Source organism: Massilia sp. P2_C2, from assembly GCF_056404615.1.
In genome coordinates, this window is sequence record NZ_JBFUDR010000067.1 from 1 (window position 1) to 24,066 (window position 24,066).

General features: G+C 65.8%; 16 protein-coding genes and 2 pseudogenes. 12 read left to right on the plus strand and 6 right to left on the minus strand.

From position 1 onward, the window contains the following. Positions 1 to 735: 735 nt before the first annotated feature. A pseudogene (locus AC1DYX_RS10630) lies at positions 736 to 861 on the plus strand (IS5/IS1182 family transposase); the annotation flags it as partial. A gap of 161 nt (positions 862 to 1,022) precedes the next feature. Then, positions 1,023 to 6,617: an AAA family ATPase gene (locus AC1DYX_RS10635; protein WP_477258784.1), complete on the plus strand. Its 5,595-nt coding sequence runs from the start codon at positions 1,023 to 1,025 to the stop codon at positions 6,615 to 6,617. 115 nt (positions 6,618 to 6,732) lie between these two features. On the opposite strand, the gene dctA is transcribed toward AC1DYX_RS10635, so the two are convergent. Then, the gene (gene dctA, locus AC1DYX_RS10640; RefSeq protein ID WP_477258785.1) at positions 6,733 to 8,076 is read right to left on the minus strand and encodes a C4-dicarboxylate transporter DctA; all 1,344 of its coding nucleotides are present in this window, start codon (positions 8,074 to 8,076) and stop codon (positions 6,733 to 6,735) included. 251 nt (positions 8,077 to 8,327) lie between these two features. Then, positions 8,328 to 9,350, minus strand: coding sequence for a YeiH family protein (locus AC1DYX_RS10645; protein WP_477258786.1), 1,023 nt, complete (start codon positions 9,348 to 9,350; stop codon positions 8,328 to 8,330). A gap of 101 nt (positions 9,351 to 9,451) precedes the next feature. Here AC1DYX_RS10645 and AC1DYX_RS10650 point away from each other — a divergent pair, with 101 nt between their 5' ends. Further along, positions 9,452 to 10,333, plus strand: a complete 882-nt coding sequence (locus tag AC1DYX_RS10650; RefSeq protein ID WP_477258787.1) for a LysR family transcriptional regulator — start codon at positions 9,452 to 9,454, stop codon at positions 10,331 to 10,333. Positions 10,334 to 10,441: 108 nt separating this feature from the next. Then, complete coding sequence (locus AC1DYX_RS10655; protein WP_477258788.1) at positions 10,442 to 11,209, plus strand: GntR family transcriptional regulator; 768 nt, start codon at positions 10,442 to 10,444, stop codon at positions 11,207 to 11,209. 97 nt (positions 11,210 to 11,306) lie between these two features. Here AC1DYX_RS10655 and AC1DYX_RS10660 read toward each other — a convergent pair whose 3' ends face one another. Beyond that, positions 11,307 to 12,479 carry a helix-turn-helix domain-containing protein gene (locus AC1DYX_RS10660; RefSeq protein ID WP_477258789.1) on the minus strand — a complete coding sequence of 391 codons (1,173 nt, stop codon included), beginning with the start codon at positions 12,477 to 12,479 and terminating at the stop codon, positions 11,307 to 11,309. Between the two features lie 137 nt (positions 12,480 to 12,616). After that, positions 12,617 to 13,864, minus strand: coding sequence for a XylR family transcriptional regulator (locus tag AC1DYX_RS10665; RefSeq protein ID WP_477258790.1), 1,248 nt, complete (start codon positions 13,862 to 13,864; stop codon positions 12,617 to 12,619). A 503-nt stretch (positions 13,865 to 14,367) separates the two neighbouring features. Between AC1DYX_RS10665 and AC1DYX_RS10670 the strand changes: the two genes are divergently transcribed. Continuing rightward, a complete protein-coding gene (locus AC1DYX_RS10670) occupies positions 14,368 to 15,372 on the plus strand; it encodes a ferritin-like domain-containing protein (protein ID WP_477258791.1) in 1,005 nt (334 codons plus the stop codon). Between the two features lie 18 nt (positions 15,373 to 15,390). Here AC1DYX_RS10670 and hpnA read toward each other — a convergent pair whose 3' ends face one another. Continuing rightward, the gene (gene hpnA / locus AC1DYX_RS10675; RefSeq protein WP_477258792.1) at positions 15,391 to 16,410 is read right to left on the minus strand and encodes a hopanoid-associated sugar epimerase; all 1,020 of its coding nucleotides are present in this window, start codon (positions 16,408 to 16,410) and stop codon (positions 15,391 to 15,393) included. A gap of 65 nt (positions 16,411 to 16,475) precedes the next feature. Between hpnA and ispH the strand changes: the two genes are divergently transcribed. From ispH to AC1DYX_RS10705, 6 genes are read left to right on the plus strand one after another with little or no spacing between them, the layout of a single operon-like run. After that, positions 16,476 to 17,408, plus strand: coding sequence for a 4-hydroxy-3-methylbut-2-enyl diphosphate reductase (ispH, locus tag AC1DYX_RS10680; RefSeq protein ID WP_477258793.1), 933 nt, complete (start codon positions 16,476 to 16,478; stop codon positions 17,406 to 17,408). A gap of 25 nt (positions 17,409 to 17,433) precedes the next feature. Continuing rightward, a complete protein-coding gene (gene hpnH, locus AC1DYX_RS10685) occupies positions 17,434 to 18,576 on the plus strand; it encodes an adenosyl-hopene transferase HpnH (RefSeq protein WP_477258794.1) in 1,143 nt (380 codons plus the stop codon). Positions 18,577 to 18,581: 5 nt separating this feature from the next. Next, positions 18,582 to 19,685, plus strand: coding sequence for a bacteriohopanetetrol glucosamine biosynthesis glycosyltransferase HpnI (hpnI, locus tag AC1DYX_RS10690; protein ID WP_477258799.1), 1,104 nt, complete (start codon positions 18,582 to 18,584; stop codon positions 19,683 to 19,685). Further along, complete coding sequence (gene hpnJ / locus AC1DYX_RS10695) at positions 19,682 to 21,115, plus strand: hopanoid biosynthesis associated radical SAM protein HpnJ (RefSeq protein WP_477258795.1); 1,434 nt, start codon at positions 19,682 to 19,684, stop codon at positions 21,113 to 21,115. The genes hpnI and hpnJ overlap by 4 nt, the downstream gene beginning before the upstream one ends. Next, positions 21,112 to 21,954 (plus strand): hopanoid biosynthesis-associated protein HpnK, encoded by an 843-nt coding sequence (gene hpnK, locus AC1DYX_RS10700; protein WP_477258796.1) that lies wholly within the window; start codon positions 21,112 to 21,114, stop codon positions 21,952 to 21,954. The genes hpnJ and hpnK overlap by 4 nt, the downstream gene beginning before the upstream one ends. A gap of 2 nt (positions 21,955 to 21,956) precedes the next feature. Further along, positions 21,957 to 22,949 (plus strand): lysylphosphatidylglycerol synthase domain-containing protein, encoded by a 993-nt coding sequence (locus AC1DYX_RS10705; RefSeq protein WP_477258797.1) that lies wholly within the window; start codon positions 21,957 to 21,959, stop codon positions 22,947 to 22,949. On the opposite strand, the gene AC1DYX_RS10710 is transcribed toward AC1DYX_RS10705, so the two are convergent. Then, positions 22,915 to 23,529: an MlaC/ttg2D family ABC transporter substrate-binding protein gene (locus tag AC1DYX_RS10710; protein ID WP_477258798.1), complete on the minus strand. Its 615-nt coding sequence runs from the start codon at positions 23,527 to 23,529 to the stop codon at positions 22,915 to 22,917. The two genes, AC1DYX_RS10705 and AC1DYX_RS10710, sit on opposite strands and share 35 nt — an antisense overlap. Positions 23,530 to 23,786: 257 nt before the next feature. Between AC1DYX_RS10710 and AC1DYX_RS10715 the strand changes: the two are divergent. Next, positions 23,787 to 24,066: pseudogene (locus AC1DYX_RS10715) on the plus strand (hopanoid transporter HpnN); the annotation flags it as partial.

Genomic DNA, 24,066 nt, shown 5'->3' on the forward strand with positions numbered 1-24,066 from the left:
GTTGCGCATAGGTTTGGGAATATGCGTTTTGTGCAGCCTGCTTTGCCTGACGGTCGCAATTATCACTGCAAGCGGAAGCCTGGACAGCGGACGCCGCCAACGCCATCGCCGTAGCCACTGCAAATGCAAGTGCCTTGCATGAACTCTGGGAGAAAATTTTCATAGAACTACCCCTAAAAAAGTTAAAGGAACGGCCACTACGTCAATTGATCCTGCATGAGCACAAGCGACAGGTTCAATCACTCCCGCTCGACCGAATTCGTGATATCGAATTCGACGAACGGAAACCTATTGCACGCGGAGAGAAAGCTGACGCCCGCGCGACATATTCAAATGGATGTAGTCAAAAACATGTTGGGGGGCTGGTCCCTGACGTGGAGTAAATGCATCGGGGCGACGTCAGTAACATAACATTGAAATCATGTTTATTTTGTTATGTTTTTTTGCGACTCATTCAATGTTTTTTCAAAAATTGCGCAGACTCGTCGAAACACCAGATTGTCGCGCCCGATCTACCGGACCTAACAGAATCTGGCCTCAACATGGCTTCTGCGTCATCGACCTGTGCGGTTTCGACTGCTGGGGTCGGCGTCTGGATGCGAGGTCGGTGTCGGTATGTGTTTTAGCCGGACTGGCGCCATGGCCAAAGCACTCATTCCCGACGAGCTCTGGTTCCTTATCGCCGCTCATCTTCCAGCACGCCCTTCGTCTCCGAGAGGTGGTCGACCACGCCGTGGCGGCGAGCATACAGCCCGAAACCCAACTGATCGGGGGAAGCTTGGTCGCAAGTATCACATCCTTGTCGATCAGCGTGGCTTGCCATTGGTAGCCCAGATCCCAGGTGCGCAAGTTCACGATTCCCGGCCGGCAACCAGCGCGACCACCTATGTGGATATTAGCAACAACGCAAGAATCGGAGAGAATTCCTGTAAAAATATAGCGCAGAATTCGAACCATGCTCAGCTTCAAAGGAATGCGTTTCCCGATCGTCGTCGACCCGGGATGCATTCGTTGAAAAGCCTATGGAATCGAATCTCATACCAGACATCCAGGCAACTGACGTCCGATTGTTTCATGACAATCAGCGCTATTCCTTTTGCCGGGCTTCCCATCCAGCCGGCCCGATCGTTATCAAGTCAGCAAAGGTGACACCGCACGATGCGCACGCCGCTGCGCTCCTGCGGCGCGAGTTCGACTTACTGGAAAGCATAGACCTTCCGGGGGTCGTGAACGTATGGCGTCTGGTGCAGACAGAGTCAGCCCTGGCGATGGTCATGGCGGATGCGGGACAACAGAATCTTGCCGCGCGCATCGCCGCACATCCACTCGGGTTGACGGAATTCTGGGAAATCGCATTGCAACTTGCGCGGACCGTCGCAGGCTTGCATGGCATGGGGATCGTTCATCGCAACCTCAACCCGGCCAATTGGGTCTGGAATACAGCGGCACGCACGGCGACGCTGGTCGATTTCCGGATCGCCGTCTCGCTGTCGACGCCGGAAGGCGACAGGAGCATCCCTCTCCAACTGGAAAATTCCCTCGCCTATATGGCGCCGGAACAGACGGGACGCACCGGACGGGCTCCGGATTGGCGATCCGATTTGTATTCGCTGGGCGCGACGCTGTACGCCTTGTTGACGGGGGCGCCGCCATTTACGGCACAGGATCCGGTCGAACTCGTGCATGCGCACCTGGCACGCTCGCCAAAGCCACCGCATAACGTCCGGGCCGATATTCCGCCCGTACTCTCCGACATCGTCCTGAAGCTGCTGGAAAAGGAACCGGAACAACGCTACCTGACCGCCGACGGCCTGCTCGCCGACCTCCGGCACGCGAGCGACCAGTGGTCCCGCACGCATAGGGTGGCGCCGTTTCCGCTGGCCGAAAGCGATGTCCCACGCCAGATTTTCATACCCGGCAGATTGTATGGCCGGTCCGCGGAAACACGGCTGCTGCTGGAGGCTTTCGACCGCGTTCGGCGGTCGCAGCGGGAACTGGTGTTGGTGACGGGCGCGCCGGGGATCGGCAAATCGGCGCTGGTCGCGCAACTGGAACACGCCGTCGTCGACCGCGGCGGCTACTACATCCGGGGGAAATTCGACCAGTTGGAACGCAGCGTGCCATATGGGGCACTGGTGCAGGCGTTCCGCATACTGATCCGGCAGCTCCTGACGGAGCCGGACAAGGCATTGGCGCTCTGGCGCGAGCGGATCCAGGCAGCGGTCGCGCCGAATGCGCAGATTCTCGTCGACGTCATCCCCGAGGTCGAGAGCATCCTCGGGCCGCAGGCACCGGTGGCGGCACTCGGGCCGATCGAGTCGAAGAACCGCTTCAACCAGGTGTTCCGGTGCTTCCTCAACGTCTTCGCGCGCCCCGAACACCCGATCGTCGTCTTCCTGGACGATCTCCAATGGGCGGACGCGGCATCGATCCAGGTCCTGCAACACTGGATCGCCGATGGCACGACCGGCTACCTGTTGATCGTGGGCGCCTACCGCGATGAGGAAGTCGGCCTGGCCCATCCGCTCGCACGCGCGCTGACCGAACTGCGCAAGACGAACGTGCGCATTTCGGAGATCGACGTCGGGCCGCTCGTCCCTGGGAGCGTGGCGGAACTCGTCGGGGATACGCTCGGCCGGCCGCCAGCCGCTTGCGGGCCGTTGTGCGACGTCCTGGTGCAAAAGACAGCCGGTAATCCTTTCTTCATCAGGCGGCTCTTGCACGCGCTGCATGGCGAAGGGATGATTCACTTCGTGCCACGGGAACGGGGCTGGGCCTGGGACCTGGACGTGATCGAGCGCGCCCCGGTCAGCGACAACGTACTCCACCTGATGTCCCGGGCCATCGGCCTGCTCCCGGAAACGGCCAGGAACCTGCTGCAGGCGGGGGCATGCATCGGACATCGGTTCGAGCTCGGCACGCTGGCCGCAGCCACCGGGCATTCGCCGGCTACGGCGTTGCGCCTGCTGCGGCCAGCCCTCGCCGAAGGCTTGCTGCTGACGGTGCGCGACGCGTGCAGGGCGCCTTCCCACGGTGACGTCCAGTTCGTCCACGACCGCGTGCAGCAGGCCGCCTACATGGCCTTACCCGCAACGGCGCGCAGCGTGCTCCACCTCGACATCGGACGTCATCTGCAGCGGCTCGCGTCCGACGCTGCTCTCGAAGCACGGCTGTTCGACATCGTCGACCAACTCGATCGCGGCGAGCCACTGATCCAGGACCCCGAGGAGCGCACGCGGCTGGCGGAGCTGAACCTGGCGGCCGGCCGCAAAGCCAAGGCATCGGCAGCTTACCAGGCGGCGTTCGACTATCTTGCCATGGCGCGCCACCTGCTCCGTCCCGATGCCTGGAACGCCCTGCCCGGCCTGGCTTTCGACATCCACCGCGACCTGGCGGAGTGCGCCTACCTGACGGGCCGGCACGTGGAAGCCGAACAAGTCCTCGAAACGGCGTTGGGCCATGCGCCCTGCAGGGTGGCAAAGGCCGACCTGTATGGCTTGCGCGTGCTGGCGGCGACGGTGGGCGGCGATTGGGCCGGCGCCCTGCATTGGGGCCGCGAAGGCCTGGCCGTGTTCGGTCACGAATGGCCGCTCGACGGGCTGGCGCAGGCCAACGATGCCGAATGCGCAGCGGTCATCGAGAACCTCGGTGCGCGGCGGATCGAAGACCTGATCGATGAGGCCGAGGTCGACGATCCAGAGACGCAGGCGTGCATGCACCTGCTGTCGATCCTCGGGCCGCCCGCCTATTTCAGCGGCTCGGAAGTGCTGACCTTCCTGGTCGCCCGCAGTACCAACCTCTCGCTGCTGCACGGTCCATCCGTCTATACGGCCTATGCCTACGTGTTCTACGGTGCGATACACAATGCGCGCACCGGCCGGTACGACGTCGGCTATGCATTCGGCAAACTGGCGTTGGCACTGGCGCAGCGCTTCGACAACCGGGCCGAGGAGAGCCGCACGCTGGAAGTGTTCGGCCTGATCGTCCAGGTGTGGCGTGCCCCCGTGGGCGACAGTCTCCCGCTGATGCACGAAGGACATCGGGCCGGCGTCGAATCCGGCGAACTCGCCTACGCCGCGTTCAACCTGTGCGGAATACTCATCAATGGGTTGCCTGCCGGCGTGCCGCTCGGGAAGCTATTGAAGGACGCCGCCATCGCGATCGAATTCGCCACCCCGCACCAGAACCGGACAGCGGTCGAGATTTCGGTCCCATTCCGGCAGTTCGCGCTGGTCATGACGGACCAGGAATCGGCCTGCGCGAACTTCGACGCCGACGGCTTTGACCAGGCGCGCTTCCTCGAGGAGGCCAGCGGCAACCAGACCGCCATCGGCCAGTATTGGGTCGCGCGCCTGCAAGCGGCCTATCTCTTCGGCGATATCGCCACGGCGCGGCACAGCGCGCTGGAAGGCGCCAAGTGCATTTCGACGGGCATCCTCGGCATGATGACATCGGCCGAGCATACCTTTTATGCGGCATTGACGGCGGCAGCGGCGCATTCCACAGCGTCACCGGAGCGCGCGGAAGCACTCCTGGAAGAAGTGGGTGCCGGACTGCGGCAACTGGCCGTCTGGTCCGGATTTTGTCCCGCTAATTTCCTGCACAAGAAAAAGATCGTCGAAGCGGAATTGGCGCGCCTGACCGGTTCGGCCTGGAGAGCCATGGAGCTGTTTGGCGAAGCCATCGAAGCGGCGCAACGGTCCGGCTTCATCCAGGACGGTGCCCTGGCCAACGAACTTGCGGGAAAAATGTTCCTCGCGCATAAGCAGCCAAGGATAGCCAACGTCTTTCTGCAAGCGGCAATCACGGGCTACCGGACCTGGGGCGCCCGTGCCAAGGTGCGCATGCTGGAGGGCGTGCATCCGGACCGTCGTGCCTTGCGGCTGGAGTTGCCTGCCGTCCACCCTCAACCGGGCGCGGCGTTCGCCCTCGATGCACTCGGCCTGATCAAGGCGTCACAAGCCATTGCCGCCGAAACCGTTCAGGAACAATTGCTCAAGCGCATCTTGCATGTTGTCGTGGAAGTCGCCGGCGCCCAGGCGGGCACACTACTCCTGGGGGACACGGCCGCGCTGCGGGTTTGCGGACGTATCGTGGCCGAGCAGGAAGACGCGCTCGCGTTCGAAGACGCGCCCCTGGCCGAGTGCGAATGGCTGCCCCGTTCCATCATCCGCTATGTCGCCAGGACTAAGGAGCCGCTCGTGCTCGACGATGCCGCCGCGGAAGGCCCTGTTGCGGTCGACGCGGAAGTGAAGAAGCTGTCGCTGCGATCCGTCCTGTGCGTGCCGCTCACGAAGCACCTGAAGCTGGTCGGCATCCTCTACCTGGAAAACAATACGATGGCCAGCGCGTTTACCGCGGCGCAGGTCCAGGTCGTGCAAGCGCTCACTGGCCAGGCTGCGATTTCACTCGAAAACAGTACGTTGCTGCTGGAGCGCGACCGCACGGAACGGGAACTGCGGCAAGTGGCGCACGACCTCGCGGACCAGAACCGGCGCAAGACCGAGTTTCTCGCCACCTTGGCGCATGAGCTGCGCAATCCGCTCGCGCCGATTCGTACCGGGTTGGATTTGTTGCGATTGCCAGGGCACCATCAGGCCGCGGCCGCCAAGATCCATGAGATGATGGGCCGGCAACTGAACCAGATGGTACGCTTGATCGACGACCTGCTCGACATCGCACGCATCAACACCGGCAAGGTACAGTTAGCGAAAGAGCATGTCGACCTGCACGATGCAATCGCCATCGCGGTCGAAGCGACGTTGCCAGCGATCAAAATCGCGCAACACAAGCTCGACATCTCGATCCCCGACGTGTCGCTGGTGCTCGACGCCGACCCTACGCGCGTGACCCAGATCCTGAGCAATCTTCTCACCAACGCGGTCAAGTACACGACGCGCGGCGGTCAGATCGGCGTTGCGGTGCAGCGCGAGGGCGATAGCGTCACGATCGCCATCACCGACACGGGCATCGGCATCCCATCCGAAGCGTTGCCTGAAGTCTTCAGCATGTTCAGCCAGGTGTCCAAGAACATGGGACGCTCGCAGGGCGGATTGGGAATCGGACTGTCGCTGGTCCGCAGCCTGGTACAAATGCACGGCGGTACGGTCGACGCGACCAGCACCGGCGAAGGAAAGGGCAGCACCTTCACCGTGCGCCTGCCTCTCGCCCCGGCGGTGGTCGACGCCCTCCCTCCCGCGCCGGCCGCGGGCACGCATGGTCGGCCGTCGCAACACCTCAAGATCCTGGTGGCGGACGACAACGTGGACGCGGCAAACATGGTGACGACCTTGCTGGAAGCCGGGGGCCACGAAGTCGAGGTCGTCCATAACGGCATCGACGCGGTGGACCAGGCTACCGCCGCCCATTTCGACCTTGCCATCCTGGATATCGGCATGCCGGGACTGGATGGTTACGAGGTCGCGGAGGCGATCCGCCGGTTGCCCGGGAAGGGTCATATCTATCTGGCGGCGCTCACCGGATGGGGAGCAGAAGAAGACCGCAATCGTTCGAGGCGGGCCGGCTTCGATGCACACCTGACCAAGCCCGCAGGTATGACAGACCTGGATGCACTGGTTGAGAATGCGCTGAACAACCTCGAGGGCGAGGTCGCATGATCGTTCGCCTCAAGCGAGTCCGTAATCGCAAACACAGCAAACAAGAATCCCGGTGCCCCGCCCTGCCGGATCAGCAGTGCACGACACCGGGAGTGTCAAAACGTAGCTCAGGCCCTTATGCCGCGGCAGACCTGGTCGCCGGCACCGGCAGCGCATTCGCGTCTTGATCCACGCTGGGCTCGTTGTCGAGCGAGGTGACGGGCACGATCTCGCCGTCGAGCACGGCGCGGGCCTTGGCCAGGTCGAGTCCGCCTTCCCAGCGCGCCACCACGATCGTCGCAACCGCGTTGCCGGCCAGGTTGGTCAGCGCCCGGATCTCGTTCATCAGCCGGTCCACGCCGATCACCAGGGCGATGCCGGCGACCGGTATGAGGTGGGTCGAACCGAGCGTCGCGGCCAATGCCACCAGTGCCGCACCCGCCACGCCGGCCCCGCCTTTCGATGTCAGCAACAGGATCGCCAGCAGGCCAAGCTGCTGCCACAACGTGAGGTCGATGTTCAGCGCCTGGGCGATGAACAGGGCCGTCATGGTCAGGTAGATCGCCGCGCCGTCCAGGTTGAACGAGTAGCCGGTCGGGACGACCATGCCCACCACCGAGCGCTCCACGCCCATCGCTTCGAGCTTCTGCATCAGTTGCGGCAGTACGGATTCGGTGCTGGCCGTGCCCAGCACGACGAACATTTCTTCCTTCAGGTACCGGATCAGCTTCCAGAGCGACACGCCGGCCGCCCTGGCGATGGCGCCCAGCACGACGAAGATGAACAGCGCCGTGGTCAGGTAGTACGCGCCGATCAGCGTGGCGAGCTGTTGCAAGGTGCCGATGCCGAACTTGCCGACGGTGAAAGCGATGGCCCCGAAAGCACCCAGCGGGGCGAGCTTCATCACCAGGCCGACGACACCCAGCAGGGCCTTGCCGAATTCATCGATGACTTCGCGCGCCTTGCGCGCGCGCTCGCCCAGGATGGACAGCGAGACGCCGAACAATACCGAAAACAGCAGCACCTGCAGCAGGTTTCCTTTGGCGAACGAGTCGATCACGGAGTTCGGGACGATGGCGGTGATGAACTGGATCGTCGTCTGCGGGTGCGCCTTGTCGGCGATGGCGGCGACCGCACTCTGGTCGAGCGAGGCGACGTCGGCGTTGATGCCGGCGCCCGGCTGCACGACATTGGCCACGATCATGCCGATGATCAGCGCCAGCGTCGTCACGATCTCGAAGTAGAGCACCGCCTTCCCGCCCACGCGGCCGACCTTCTTCAGGCTTTCCATCCCGGCGATGCCCGAGACGATGGTACAGAAAACGACGGGCGTGATGACCATCTTGATGCCATTGATGAACGCGTCACCGATCGGCTTCATGTCGGTTGCAATGGCGGGATAAAAATGGCCCACTGCAATGCCCGCGATTAACGCAACGATCACCTGGAAATACAGACTGCGAAAAACTGAACGCTTCATTTGCTTCTCCTAGCTCCATGGGGAATTTGGCGATCCGCTCTTTGACGGGCATCTGAACCTGTTGCTTTGGCCGCATGGGCGGGCGGCCTGCCGCATGACGTTGTAAGACCTTGCTTTGTTTTCCGCACCCGGCGATGCGTTTGAAGACCCGCTCCTGCCGGGATCGAAACTTCATGCTATCGACCGATTCCTTCCCTGTCAACGATATGATCTAGATCATTTAACCGTGTAAAAACATTTAGTTTCCCGACTCAAACAAACGCCATGACCACGCGGTTGATGACATAGCCGCCGGTCATCAGGAACACGAACAGGATGCTCGCCAACAGGATCGGCTTGGTGCCCGCATGGTGGATTGCGCCGATGTGGGTGCGCAGGCCCAGGGCGGCCATGGCCATCGCCAGCAGCACCGTGTCGACCGCAAGAATCGCATCCACCAGCGCGGGCGGCAGCAGGTGCAACGAGTTGAAGCCCGCGACGACGATGAACAGCACGGCGAACCAGGGAATCGTGATCTTGCGCTTGCCGGCGGCTGCTTCGGCGTCGTCGCCGATGCGGCTGCTCAGGATCACGAGGAACGGCGCCAGCATCATCACGCGCAACATCTTCTCGATGACCGCATACGAGGCCGCATGCTCGCCGACCGCGCGACCGGCCACGACCACCTGCGCCACTTCATGGATCGTCGAACCGGCATAGAGGCCGTAGGCGGCTTCGGACAGGCCCAGGTACGGATACAGCAGCGGATAGACGAACATGCCCGCCGTACCGAAGATGACGACGGTCGCCACCGCCACCGATACCTTGTGGGCCTGGCCGCGCACCACCGGCTCGGCTGCCAGCACGGCGGCCGCGCCGCAGATCGAGCTGCCGGCACCGATCAGCATCGCCGTCTGGCGGTCCAGGCCGAACACCCGGGTACCCAGTTGAACGGCCAGCGTAAAGGTGGCGCCGATCACGAGCACGTCGATCAGCACGCCGCCCCAGCCGATCTGGGCGATGTCCTGGAATGTGATGTGGAAGCCGTACAGGATGATCCCGAGCCGCAGCAGCCTGGCCTTGGCGAAGTCGACGCCCGCCGCACTGGACGGCGCGATGCGCGGAAACACGGTGTTCCCCAGGGCGATGCCCAGCACGATCGCGAGCGTCAGCGCGCTGATGCCCAGATGGCTGACGGCCGGGATTTTCGCAATCGCGATGCCGGCGGCGGCGATCAGGCCGGCAAGCGCAAGTCCGCATGCGAACTGGGCGGGGCCGGGAGGGGTAGGTTTCATGAGGGGGCTCCTTTTGTTTGTCAAGCAAGACAGTACGCCCACCCCGCTTATAAGAAAAATGGGTTATATTGATATGAATAATCAGTAGAACTCATATAGCCATGCTGCGAACCACGCTGCGCCAGATCGAAGTGTTCGTCGCCACCGCCCAGCGGGGAAACGTCACCCAGGCCGGCGCGGCGCTCGGCATGACGCAATCCGCCGCGAGCATGGCGCTGGCCGACTTCGAGAACCAGCTCGGCGTGCGCCTGTTCGACCGGGTCGGCAAGCGCCTCGTCCTGAACGAGGACGGGCGCATGCTGTATCCGCGGGCAGTCGAGATGGTCGAACGCGCGCACGAGCTGGAACAATGGTTCGGCCAGGCCGGGCGTGCGGTCGACCTGCGGCTCGGGGCCAGCTCCACCGTCGGCAACTACCTGCTGCCACAGCTGATCGGCGAGTTCCGCAAGCAGCGCGTGGGCAGCCGCTTTGCGCTGGAGGTCGGCAATACGCGCCAGGTGATGCAGCGGGTGCTGCACTTCGAAGTGGACGTCGGTTTCGTCGAAGGACCCTGCATGGATCCCGACATCGAGCCGATTTTCTGGCGCTCGGACGAGCTGGCGATCTGCACCCGTCCCGACCATCCGCTCGCGCAGCCGGGCGGCGCCACGATCGAGGCGCTGCGCACGGCGGAATGGATCTTGCGCGAGCCGGGCTCCGGCACGCGCGAAGTGGTCGAGCAGCTGCTGACGAGCCAACTGGGCGACATCAAACTGGCGATGGAACTGGGTGGCACGGAGGCGATCAAACGTGCGGTCGAAAGCGGCATCGGCATCTCATGCCTGCCCAGGATCGCGCTGGTCGGTGCCATCGAACGGGGCAACCTGGTGATGCTCGACACGCCCTTCCTCAGGCTGACGCGTGCGCTGCACATCCTGCTGCACAAGCAGAAGCATCGCACCGAAGGCCTCGACAGCCTGCTGGCGTTCTGCCGGCAAGGGTAAGGCATCCGAACAATTCAACTAGTTGATCTGCATGAATTTTGCGCCGAAGCGCCATCGTATTTGCTATGATGGCCGTCATTGGCTCAACTCTTTTTCAGCAGATACCTTATGGATCAAGTTTTTCGCTCGGACGTGGCCCTCGGCCTGCCGCTTTACCGTGAAGTCAAGCACAAGCTGATGGAGTCCATGCGCAGCGGCGAGTGGAAGCCAGGCGACATGATTCCGGCCGAAAAACGCCTCTGTGAACGCTATGGCGTCAGCGTCGGCACGCTGCGCAAGGCGGTCGACGAACTCACCGCCGAACATATCCTGATCCGCCACCAGGGCCGCGGGACATTCGTCGCCTCGCACAGCCAGGACCGCTACATGTTCGGCTTCTTCCACATCTGCCCGAAGACCGGCAACAAGGAATATCCGCAGGTCGAGTTCATCCGGCTGGAAAAAGAAAAGGCGGATGCCGGCACCGCGCGCCGTCTCGGCGTGACCAAGGGAAGCAGGTTGCACTRCATCGTGAACCGCCTGAGCCTCGGCGGCCGCCCCGTGATCGTCGACCGCATCCTGCTGCCGGACCGGTTCTTTCCTGGCCTCAGCGAGAGCCAGGTGAGCGAGCGGCGCACCACGTTGTATCAGTTGTACCAGGACAGCTTCGGCGTCGGCGTGCTGCGTACCGAAGAGAGGCTCGACGCCGAGGGCGCCGACATGGAAGTGGCCCGACTGCTGTCGATCGCGCTCGGCACCCCGGTGCTGCACATCACCCGGCGCGCCTTCTCGTTCGAGAACAAGGTCGTGGAACTGCGTCACTCATGGGTGCTGACGGACGACCACGATTACTTCGCCGGCGACCAGACGTCGGGCAACGGGACGTCCGGCCAATGAAAGTCGCAGTAGGGTGGGCGGCCCTCCGCCCACGCGGACGTTTGCGTACTGCCTGCTTCCGCGTGGGCACGGCGTGCCCACCTTACGATCGACTCAGTCAGGACGCCGTTTCGGCCTGCGTCTCTTCGCGCAGCTTGCGGAAGGTCTTCGGCGTGCAGCCGTATTCTTCCTTGAACAGCTTGTTGAAGTAGGAAACGTTGCGGTAACCCACGGCGTACGCGATTTCCGCCACGCTGGTGGCTTCCTTCTCGCCCAGCAGGCGCGCCGCTTCCGTGAGCCTGAGCTTGTTCAGATAGGTGGAGAAGGTGAAGCCCAGCTCCGCCTTCAGGATCTCGTTGATCTTGTTGCGGCCGATGCCGAGCTTGCTCACCATCGTCTCGACGTCCAGCTCCGGATTCACGTACTCCGTCGCCATGAAGCGCAGGATGGCGCTCTGCTCCTTGTCGCGGTGCAGGTCCTGGGACAGTTGCTGGTAAGCGACCAGCGGGACATCGCGCCGCATCCTGTCCTTCACCTCGCCCAGCAGCATCCGGGTGTGGCTGCGGAAGAACCACAGGCCATAGGCGGGCCAGGCGATGAGGATGAACACGACGAACAGGCCCAGGTAGCGCATGTCGCGGCCAATCAGGGTCACGTTCCTGATCTGGACTTTCGACGGGACGTCGTACGGACTCTGGAACGTGTTGCCGAACGAAACCTTGGCGATCTTGTCCAGCGTGTACTCCTGCCTCGACAGGTTCAGTTTGTTCCTGTCGAACCACCACTGGTCGGTCCTGAGTTTCGTCAGGTCGATCTCGACGTGGCCGCCGTTATCGTGACAAAAGAAATATTCGTAAGGCAGGCGGTAGGTGCTGTAGTTGCCGGGCGTGGAGATCTGGTCCTCGAACATCACGAAGCCGAACGCGAGGGTATTGGCCGGCGTGCACCGGACGTCGAACGCCACGGCGCTGTAGCGCGACAAATTCGCCAGCGCGGGCTTGCCCGCGGCATCGCGGAACGCCAGTTCCACCTTGGCGAACGGATAGTCGATCGTCTTCTTCGACGTGAGTTCGAAATCCAGGGTCGACGTGGCATCGAACAATTTGGCGGTCGACCCCCCACCGACGACCGAGTCGGCAATGGTTTCCGCCTGCCATTTCAGGCCGCTGTCGGCTGCGGGTATCAACGGCAGCCGGACATAGGTGCAACGCAGACTGATGTACCCAATGAGCACGCTTGCGAACACCAGGCCCAGCAGGAAGGCCAGCGCCTTGTTGTAAAAACTCTGCATTACAGTGTTGCCGCCTCGACAAATTTACGCTGTCCGAACGTGTCGTCGCCGGGTTGCTTACCCGGCGACGTCGATATGATGACAGCATGCCTGCGCTTTTGTCGAGCGGCATGTTTGTACGCTGCAGGTCGCCCCCGTCACGACTCCAGGGTGGCGAGGCCGGATTCGGCGTCGTCGGCGGCCTCGCCGCACGGCGCCGGGGCCTGGGAGCCCGAGCGCACGCGTTCCTGATACTCCCGCGGCGTGCAGCCGAGCTCACGCTTGAAAACGGCGAGCAGGTACTGGACTGATGTAAATCCGCAACGCAGCGCCACGTCCGTCACGCTGCAATCGCCCCGCGCCAGCATCGCGGTGGCGGCGTCCAGCTTGAACCGGAGGATCTCGTCGTGTACGCTGCAAGCCAGTTCCTGCTGGAAATAGAACTCGAGCGTGGATCGGGATACGCCGACATAATCCGCCACCTGGTCGCCCTTGATGCCCTGGCAGGCATATTGGCGGATGAAATGGCGCGCGCGCATCACGCGCGGGTTCGTGACCGGCTGGTGGGAGCTCGATGCCAGCACATTGATGCCGGCCGGCGGTACGAGGATGCGCCGGCAATCGAGGTAGGCGCCTTCCAGCAGCTGGTGCAGCATGCGGGCCGCGGTCCGCCCCATCTCGTTCGTGCCCTGGATCACCGAGCTCAGGGGGATGCAGGACAGCATGCGCACGAGCGGATCGTTGTCGATCCCGATCACCGCGACCTGTTCCGGCACGGCGATGTTCGCCATCTGGCATGCCTGCAGCAACTGGCGCGCCCGGGCATCCGTGACAGCGATGATGCCCACGGGTTTCGGCAGGCTGCGTAGCCATTCGACCTGTTGCGCGACGGCTTCGTCCCACGGCAGTTCCCGGGCGCTCCCGCCACGGAAGACTTCGACCTCGCACTTGTCGCGCTCCATCAGGCTGCGGAACGCCTTCTCGCGCTCCTGCGCCCAGCGGTTTTCCGCCGTCGCGGGCACGGAGAACATCGCGAACTGGCGCAGCCCGACATCGATCAGGTGGGTATAGGCGAGATTGACGAGCTTGAAATTGTCCGTTGCGACGTAGGGCACATCGGCCGGATAGTCGGCCTCGTTCGCGTACGAACCGCCCACCGCGACAACCGGGATGCGGCTGCCGGACAACGCCTCCGCCACGGCTGGATCGTCAAAATCGGCAATAATACCATCACCCTGCCAGTTGGCGAGGCTCGGCAGGCGTAAGCGAAAGTCATCCTCCACAAACAATTCCCATGTTGCCCGCCTGCTCGACAGGTAGGCAGCAATGCCGGCGATGATTTCACGGTCGAACGCCTTGTTGGCGTTGAAAAGCAATGCGATACGGTGTGTCTTAGGGAAGTTCATTTGCCACGGTCTCCACATTGCGTCTGGTATGACGTCTGTTTGTGCAATCTGCTTACCGGTAATGAAAAGCTGGCGAGCAGCTTTAGCATTCCGGCAATTTTCCGGGGGCCAGCCCTTTGTACGTACGTAGCAAGTATCTTTTCCGGCAACCGACTTTACGTAAAAGTTTTCCTCGTTATCCTAGGAAGATGCGAAAAGTTGAAGTTTTCCGCAAAAAAATTGTTAGTCCGTGGCAGCGCACGGCGTCGCGGTTTCGCTACAGCAGGCACCTGTCCAGGTCCCGTTTCCCGCCCCCGCACCCGAGCAGCAACGAATTGCAAATTCAACAACAATGACATGTCGTCACGGCCGCCCCGATCCGGCCAGGCAAGCTTCACGAAGCCTCGCCACAGATCCGACGAATCGATGAATCTGCTTGCGCGTCTGCACACCATCGCGTGTGCGCCGCGGCCGGGCTGCGTGTATCATCGACATCATTCGATGGCTAGACGCCGGGGGTCCGGATGGTCGCGCAACTCAACGACGGGTTCGATATCGAAAGTCTGGTTCCCGGCTTCCGGCCGCCGCAGCAGGGCGCCGCGCCGGACTGCGCGCACCCGGACGACGCGGCTCTGGCGGCGGCGGACCGCGACATGCGGCACTGGACGAGCGGGGTCCCGGGTCCGCTCGAGCCCGGCACGGACGCGCACCGGCGCGAGACCTGCCGCATGTTCCGCGACACCTTCAACCCGTATCGCCCGGCCGTGCTCGCCTGGCCGGACCTGGAACCGGACGCCCTCGCCCGCATCGTCGCCCTGCCGATCTGGGACATCGCCGTGCAGACCGAAGGCAAGGCGCGCCTGCGCATGGCGGCGTATGCCGGCACGGTGCCGGAGCCGGACATGCGCGCGGCCCTTGCGCTGAACGCCTGGGAAGAGAACCGCCACAAGGAAGTGCTGGCGCGCATGGTCGCCGCCTACGGCATCCGCCTCGCGCCGGAAACACCCTATGCGCGGCCCCGCGATACGGAATGGGCCTATCTCGTGACGGGTTATAGCGAATGCATCGACAGCTTTTTCGCGTTCGGCCTGTTCGAGGTCGCGCGCCGCTCCGGCCTGTTTCCGGACGAACTGGTCGACACGTTCGAGCCCGTCATGCAGGAGGAATGCCGCCACATCCTGCTGTTCGCCAACTGGATCGCCTGGCACCGCGCCCGCCTGTCGCCGTGGCGCCGGCTGCGCTTCGAGGCGAAGGTCGCGGGCGTCTGGGCCTTCCTCGTGCGCGAACGCATCGGCCTGGCGCGCGCGGTCGACGGCACGCCGGCCCAGGACAATAATTTCACGCTGAACGGTGCGCAGGCCGTCGCGACCGAGGCGCCCACCGTGCGCGCACTGCTCGCACTGTGCCTGCGCGAGAACGACCGCCGCTTCGCCGGCTACGATCCGCGCTTGCTGCGCCCCGACACCGTCCCGCGCCTGGCGCGGTTCACCCTCCACGCCGCGCGCCTGCTCGGGCGCGGCCGTCAGTGAGGCGCAACGATGGCGCGCCTACGCCCCCCGCAGGTAACCGGCCTGGCCGAACCAGTCCAGCGCGGCCCGCAGCGCCTCCGCATGGGGCCGCGGCCGGTAGCCCAGCTCGCGCTCGGCCCGGGCGGACGTGAAGAACATGCGGTTGCGCGACATGCGCAGGCCGTCGACGGTGAGAAAGGGCTCGCGCCCCGTCAGCCGGGCGAGGCCCTGGGCGGCATGCGCGAGCGGGACCAGCGGCGCCACCGGCAGCCGCACGCGCGGCGCGCGCCGCCCCGCCARCGCGGCGATCTCGGCCAGCAGGTCGCACAGCATCAGGTTCTCCCCGCCGAGGATGTAGCGCCGGCCCACCTGCCCGCGCGCGAGCGCCAGCAGGTGGCCCCGCGCGACGTCGTCCACGCCGACGACGTTCAGCCCCGTCTCGACGAACGCGGGCATCCTGCCGCTGGCCGCCTCGACGATGATGCGGCCGGTCGGCGTCGGCCGCACGTCGCGCGCGCCGATCGGCGTGGACGGGTTGACGATCACGGCCGGCAGCCCTTCCGTGGCGACCATGTGCTCGACGAGACGCTCGGCCAGCACCTTGCTCCGTTTATAGGCGCCGATGGCGTCGTCCGGCGCCACCGGGTCATCCTCGCCGGCGGCGACGGTGTCCGGCCCGACGCGCAGGGTGGCCACGCTGCTCGTGTAGACGACGCGCTCCACGCGCGCCGCCAGCGCCGCCCGCATCACCGCGCGCGTGCCCTCGACGTTATTGCGCAAAATCTGTCCAGGATCGGGGGCCCACAGCCGGTAGTCGGCCGCCACGTGCAGCAGGCAGGCCGTGCCGGCCAGCGCCCGTTCGACGGCGGCCCCGTCGCGCATGTCGCCCTCGACGATCTCGACGATGTCGGCAGCGAGGAGCCCGTCCAGGTTCGTGCGCGGACTGCTCGCGCGCACCAGCAGGCGCACGCGCCAGCCGTCGGCGAGCGCCGCCCGCGCCACTGCCGAGCCGATGAAACCGGCCGCTCCGGTGATCAGCATCCTGTCCTGTCCGGCCATCGACACCTCCGCACGACGCCGCCCACCGGCGTTCCTGACCGATTGTAGCCCTCGAGGAGAAGAACATGCGCGTCATCCTTGCCCAGCCACGCGGATTCTGCGCCGGGGTCGTGCGCGCCATCGAGATCGTCGAGCGCGCGCTTGCCCGCTACGGCGCGCCGGTGTACGTGCGCCACGAGATCGTGCACAACAAGACCGTCGTCGACGGGCTGCGTGCCCGGGGCGCCGTCTTCGTCGACGATCTCGACCAGGTGCCCGCCGGCGCCGTGACGATCTTCAGCGCGCACGGCGTCGCGCAGGCTGTCGAGGTCGACGCCCAGGCGCGCGCGCTGCACGTGCTCGATGCGACCTGTCCCCTCGTGTCCAAGGTCCACCTCCAGGGCCGGCAATACGCGGCCGGCGGGCGCACGGTGATCCTGATCGGCCATGCCGGCCATCCGGAAGTCGAAGGCACGATGGGCCGGATCGACGGGCAGGTACTGCTCGTGCAGAACGAGGCCGAGGCCGCAGCCCTGGACCTGCCCGCCGCCACGCCGCTCGCCTACGTCACCCAGACGACGCTGAGCGTGGACGACACGCGCGGCATCATCGCCGTGCTGGAGCGACGCTTTTCCGACATCGTCGGGCCGGATGTGCGCGACATCTGCTATGCCACGCAGAACCGCCAGCACGCCGTGCGCGAACTGTGCCGCCAGGTCGACGTGCTGCTGGTCGTGGGCGCCGCCAACAGTTCGAATTCCAACCGCCTGCGCGAGATCGGTACCGAGTGCGGCATTCCCAGCTACCTGCTGGCCGATGGCGCGGGCCTCGACCCGGCGTGGGTAAAGGACGTGGCCACCGTCGGCATCACGGCGGGCGCGTCGGCGCCGGAGACGATGGTGGCAAGCGTCCTCGATGCGCTGCGCCGCCTCGCGCCGATCGAGGTTACGATCATGGACGGCCTGGTGGAACGCGTGGAATTCCGCCTCCCCGCCGAGCTGGCGGACTGCGTTGCCTGACCGTGACCGTCATACAGGAGACATCATGGCGATTCCCCTGCTCCAGAAGGCCCTCGTCGGCGCCTACGTGCTGCGCAAGCACTTGTCCGGCACCAGGCGCTATCCCCTCGCGCTGATGCTCGAGCCCCTCTACCGTTGCAACCTGGCGTGCTCCGGCTGCGGCAAGATCGACTACCCGGACGAGATCCTCGACCAGCGCCTGTCGATCGAGGAGTGCCTCGGCGCCGTGGACGAATGCGGCGCGCCGGTCGTCTCGATCGCCGGCGGCGAGCCGCTGCTGCACAAGGACATGCCGGCCATCGTCGAAGGCATCGTCGCGCGCCGCAAATTCGTCTACCTGTGCACCAATGCGCTGCTGATGGACAAGAAGCTGGACCAGTACCGTCCAGGTCCATTCTTCGTGTGGTCCGTGCACCTCGACGGCGACGAAGCCATGCACGACCGCTCCGTCTGCCAATCGGGCGTGTACCGGCGCGCGGTGGCGGCGATCCGGCGCGCGAAGGATGCGGGTTTCAGGGTGAACATCAATTGCACGTTGTTCAACGACGCCGTGCCGGACCAGGTCGCCGCATTCTTCGACTCGGTCAAGGCGATGGGCGTGGACGGCATCACGATCTCACCCGGCTACGCTTACGAGCGGGCGCCGGAACAGCAGCACTTTCTGACCCGCCAGGCGACGCGCCAGCTGTTCCGCGACATCCTCGCGCATGGCGACGGCGGCCGGCGCTGGGCGTTCAGCCAGTCCAGCCTGTTCATGGACTTCCTGGCCGGCAACCAGACGTATCGCTGCACGCCATGGGGCAATCCGGCGCGCACCGTGTTCGGCTGGCAGCGTCCCTGCTATCTGCTGGGCGAAGGCTATGCCAGCACGTTCCGCGAACTGATGGAAGACACCGACTGGGATGCGTATGGCACGGGCCGCTACGAGAAATGCGCGGACTGCATGGTGCACAGCGGCTATGAGGCGAGCGCCGTCGCCGATACGCTCGCCCGGCCGCTGGCCGCCGCCAGCGTGGCGCTGCGGGGCGTGGCGACGTCCGGCCCGATGGCGCCGGACATCGCGCTGGACGGCCAGCGCCCGGCGGAGTACGTGCACAGCCGCCACGTCGCCATCAAGGTCGAGGAAATCCGCGGCCGGCGCGCGGCAGGCACCGTCCGGCCCGGCTGACCATGATGCCATCCATCCTCGCCGCCGCCGGCGGCCTGCTCACGGCCCTCGCCAGCCTGTATGCGCTGGCCGCGCTGCTGTGCCGTCCACGGACGCGCACCGACCCGCCTGCACGCCTGCCGGTGACGGTGTTGAAACCCCTGTGCGGCGCCGAACCGCTGCTGGAAGAGAATCTCGCCACCCTGTGCACGCAGACGCACCCATGCTACCAGGTCGTGTGCGGCGTGTGTGCGCCCGACGACCCCGCGATCGCGGCGGTCGGGCGCCTGCACCGGCGCTATCCGGCGCTCGACCTGCAGCTCGTCGTCGACCCGCGCATCCACGGCAGCAATCGCAAGGTCAGCAACCTGGTCAACATGGCCGCCGCGGCGCGCCATCCCTGGCTCGTGGTGGCCGACAGCGACATCGCCGTCGAACCGGATTACCTGGAACGGGTGACGGCGCCCCTGGCGGATCCCGCAGTCGGTATCGTGACCTGCCTGTACCGCGGGCGTGCCACGGGCGGATTCTGGACGCGGCTGGGCGCGCTGTTCATCACCACGTGGTTCGCGCCCTCGGTCGCCGTCGCGAGCCGCGGCGGCAGCAGCGCGTTCGGCTTCGGCGCCACGATCGCCCTGCGCGCCGACGTGTTGCGCGCGATCGGCGGCTTCGACGCATTGAAAGATCGGCTCGCGGACGATTTCTGGCTCGGCGAACTGACGCGCCGTCGCGGCCTCGCGACCGTGCTGTCCGACGTGGTCGTGACCACCGACGTCACCGAAGAGAATTTCACCCACCTGTGGCGGCGCGAGCGGCGCTGGATGCGCACGATCCGCTCGCTCAATCCGTCCGGTTATGCGTTCTGCTTCGTCACGTTCACCCTGCCGATGCTGGCGCTGGGCCTGTGCCTGGCGCCCGCCGCGTGGAACTGGGCGCTCGCCCTGCCCGGCCTCGTCGCTCGGCTGGCGCTCTACCTGCGCGCGGCGCCGCCGACATCACTGCCGCTGGCGCCGCTGCGCGACTTCCTGCTGCTGTTCGAATGGCTCGGCGGCTTCGTCGGCGCCACCACGAGCTGGCGCGGCCACCGGCTGCGCGTCCATCCACCCGCAACCGGACGGAGTCCGCCATGATGAAGACACTGTTCCTGCAGGCCCCCTCGTTCGACGGCTTCGACGGCGGTGCCGGTTCGCGCTACCAGGCCAAGCGCGAGATTCGCTCGTTCTGGTATCCGACGTGGCTGGCCCAGCCGGCCGCGCTCGTGCCGGGCAGCCGCCTGCTCGACGCGCCCGCCGATGGCCTCGACGTGGAGACGACGCTGAAGCTCGCCGCCGACTACGACCTCGTGATCCTGCACACGAGCACCCCGTCCTTCCCCAGCGACGCGCGTTTCGCCGAACTGCTGAAGGAACGCGCCCCAGGCATCGTAGTCGGCATGGTCGGCGCCAAGGTCGCGGTCGATCCCGGCCCGTCGCTGGCGGCGAGCAGCGCCATTGACTTCGTCGCGCGCGAGGAATTCGACTACACCTGCCGCGACATCGCCGCCGGCATGCCGCTGGCGGACGTGGACGGCATCAGCTGGCGCGCTGCCGACGGCGGCCTGCACCACAATCCGCCGCGCGCGATGATCGAGAACATGGACGCGCTGCCGTTCGTCGCCCCGATCTATCGACGCGACCTGAACATCCGCAACTACTTCATCGGCTACCTGAATTATCCCTACGTGTCGCTGTACACGGGACGCGGCTGCCGCTCGCGCTGCACGTTCTGCCTGTGGCCGCAGACCGTCGGCGGACACCGCTACCGCGTGCGCTCGGCGGAAAGCGTGCTGGCCGAAGTCCAGTGGATCAAGGAGAACATGCCGGAAGTGAAGGAGATCATGTTCGACGACGACACGTTCACGGACTTCCGCCCGCGTGCCGAAGACATCGCGCGCGGCCTCGGCAAACTGGGCGTCACGTGGTCGTGCAATGCCAAGGCCAATGTGCCGTATTCGACGCTGAAGATCATGAAGGACAACGGCCTGCGCCTGCTGCTGGTCGGCTACGAGTCGGGCGACGACCAGATCCTGCTGAACATCAAGAAAGGCCTGCGTACCGACATCGCGCGCCGCTTCGCCGCCGACTGCCGCGCGCTCGGCATCACCGTGCACGGCACGTTCATCCTCGGCCTGCCCGGCGAGACGCGCGAGACGATCGCAAAATCGATTGAATTCGCCAAGGAGATCAATCCGCACACGATCCAGGTGTCGCTGGCGGCGCCCTACCCCGGCACGCGGCTGTACGAGCAGGCCGTGGAAAACGCATGGATCCCGCCGAACAGGACGATTCACCTCGTCAACGAAAGCGGCGTGCAGCTGGCCGCGCTCAGCTATCCGCACCTGTCGAGCGAGGAGATGTACCACGGCATCGAGCAGTTCTACCGCAGCTTTTATTTCCGCCCCTCGAAGATCTGGGAGATCGTCAGCGAAATGCTGCACAGCTGGGAGATGACGCAGCGCCGCCTGCGCGAAGGCGTCGAATTCTTCCGCTTCCTGCGCGCCCACGGCGCCTCGCACACGTGATCGAGCGCTCCCCGGGCCTGATCATCACGGCCGACGATTTCGGCCTGCACGCCAGCGTCAACCGCGCGGTCGAGCGGGCCCACCGCGACGGGGTGCTGTCCGCCGCCAGCCTGATGGTGGCCGCGCCGGCGGCGGCAAGCGCGGTGGCGCGCGCACGGGACTGTCCGGGCCTCGCCGTCGGCCTGCACCTCGTGCTCGCGGACGGCAAGGCGCTACTGCCGCCACGCCTGATCCCCGACCTCGTGGATGCATCCGGCCGCTTCGGCGCCCGCATGGTGCGCGATGGCTTCCGCTTCTTCTGCCTGCCGCGCGTGCGGCGCCAGCTGGCGCTGGAGATCCGCGCGCAGTTCGAGGCATACGCCGCCACCGGCCTCGCGCTGGACCACGTCAACGCGCACAAGCATTTCCACCTGCATCCGACCGTGCTGTCGCTGATGCTGGAAGCAGGCCGCGACCACGGCCTCTGCGCCGTGCGGCTGCCGCTGGAAACCGGGCTGCCCCCGTGGCTGCGGCCGTGGCTGGCGCTGCTGCGCGCCCGGCTGCGCGCGGCCGGTGTCCAGCACAACGACTACATCGTCGGCCTGCGCCTGTCCGGCCGCTTCGACGAAGCGGCTCTGCTGGCCGCGCTGGAGAYGCTGCCGCCGGCCGGCGTCGGCGAGCTGTACCTGCATCCCGCGCTGGCATCCGGCGCGGCGATTTCCACGTCGATGGAGGATTACCGCCACGCGGACGAATTCGCCGCCCTCGTCTCGCCACGCGTGCGCGCGGTGCGCGACGGCCTGTCCGCGCGCGGCGTACGTTTCGGCGGCTTCGCCGCGCTGTTGCCGGCGCGGTTGTGAGCATGAAGCGCCTCGCCCTCGCCGGCGCAACAGCCGGCCTGGCCCTGCTGGTCGCGCTGGTCGCGTGGGAGGGCTGGCAGGATGTCTTGCACGCGTTCGCCCGCGCCGGCTGGCCACTGCTGCTGCTCGTGCCGCTGCGCGTCGCCACCCTGGCGCTGGACGCCTGGGCGTGGCGCATCCTGCTGCTCCCCCTCGCGCCCGCGCGACCGCCGGGCCTTGCGTTCCTGCTGTGGATCGCGAGCGTGCGCGAGGCCGTCAACCGGCTGTTGCCCGTCGCCGGCGTCGGCGGCGAAGTGGTCGGCCTGCGGCTGGCGCGCATGCGCATCCCGGACACGGCCGGCGTCGCGGCCAGCCTCGTCGTCGAAGTGCTGCTGACGATCGCCGTGCTTTACCTGTTCGGCGGCGTCGGCGTCGTGCTGATGGCGCACGTTGCCGCCGGCATGGGCGAGGTGTGGACGATCGCCGCGAGCCTGCTGCTGTCGCTGCCGCTGCCGCTGCTGGCGTGGTGGCTGCTGCACTACGGGAATGGGACCGCGTTCCAGCGCATCGAGCACTGGGCCGCCCGGCTGCTGGGGCCGCGCGCGGCCGCGCTGGACGGCGCCGCACTCGATGCCGCGCTCACGCGCCTGTCCGGCCAGCACGGCCGGCTCCTGCGCGCGCTGGGCTGGCAATTGCTGGGCTATGTGGCGGGCAGCGTGGAGACCTGGTACGCGCTGCGCCTGCTGGGGCATCCGGTCGATGCCACGACGGCCGTCGCCATCGAAGCGCTGACGCAGGCCRTACGCCATGCCGGCTTCCTCGTTCCCGCCGGTCTGGGCGTACAGGAAGCGGCCACCGTGCTGTTCGGGCACCTGGCCGGCGTCGGGGGCGACGTGGCGCTGTCGCTCGCCCTCGCCAAGCGCATGCGCGAAGTCGTGCTGGGCGTGGCCGCCCTGTTGTCCTGGCACTGGTTCGAGGCCGTCACGGTGCGGCGTTATGTGCCGCGAGATACCTGATCAGGCCATCGATGCCGCCGGACGCGAGCTGCGCCGCGAACTGGCGCCGGTACACCTGGATCATCCACGCGCCCATCATGTCGATGTCGTAGATCTTCCAGCCGGCACCCGTCTTGCGCAGGCGATAGCCGATCGGCATCACGTCGCCGTCCGTGACGACGGAGGTCTTGACGACGGCATCGTTCGCACCCGCCGCCAGCGGGGCCATCGGTGCGTACTTGAAGGTGGTGTCCTGCTCGCGGATCTGCGTGAGCTGCAGTGCATAAGTGCGCGCCAGCAAGGTCTGGAACTGGGCGAACAGTGCATCGCGCTGCGCCGGCGTGGCCGTGGCCCAGGCGGTGCCGACGGCGTATTGCGTGGCCAGCATGAAGTCGGTGGACGGCAGGAACAGCTGGCGGACCAGCTCATAGGTCCGTTCCGGATCGCCGGCGCGGGCGCCGGGGTCGCTGCGGATCGCGGCCATCACGCGGTCGATCGTCGCCTTGACGACCTGGTCCGGCGCGCGCGCATCGGCCTGCGCCTGCACGCACGGCGGCGTCATGCACAGCAGGGCGAGCGGCACTGCGATCGACGGTCTCATACTATCTCCATGTAGGGTGGGCACCCCTGTGCCCACGCGTGACGTGTGCGGTTTGTTGGCGTTACGCGTGGGCACGGGGTGCCCACCCTACCGGGACTTCGTACGGGAGCAATGCAGGGCACAACCAGTGTACCGCAAGGCCGCGTCCGGCCACGTCGCGCTGGCGCAATATGCATGGGGCATGGTATGACGTATTGTGCGGGCCTCCGCGCCGATCTCGGTTCTAATGAAGGGCGGCACTTCAACGGCACGCGCACATGCTGACCCAATTGATCGCCAGTATCGTCGACCGATCGGCCCGCCACGCCTGGGCCGTCGTGGCTGCGTTCGCGCTGCTGGTCGCCGTTGCCTGCGTCTATGCCGCCGGCCATGTCGCCATCACCACCGACGTCGGCCGCCTGATGGATCCCAATGCGCCATGGGCGCGGCGCGATGCGGCCGTCGCCGCCGCGTTTCCGGGGCGCGGCGACACCACGCTGGTCGTCGTGCGCGCGCCCGCGCCCGAGCTGGCCGCGCAGGCGGCGCGCGACCTGGCGG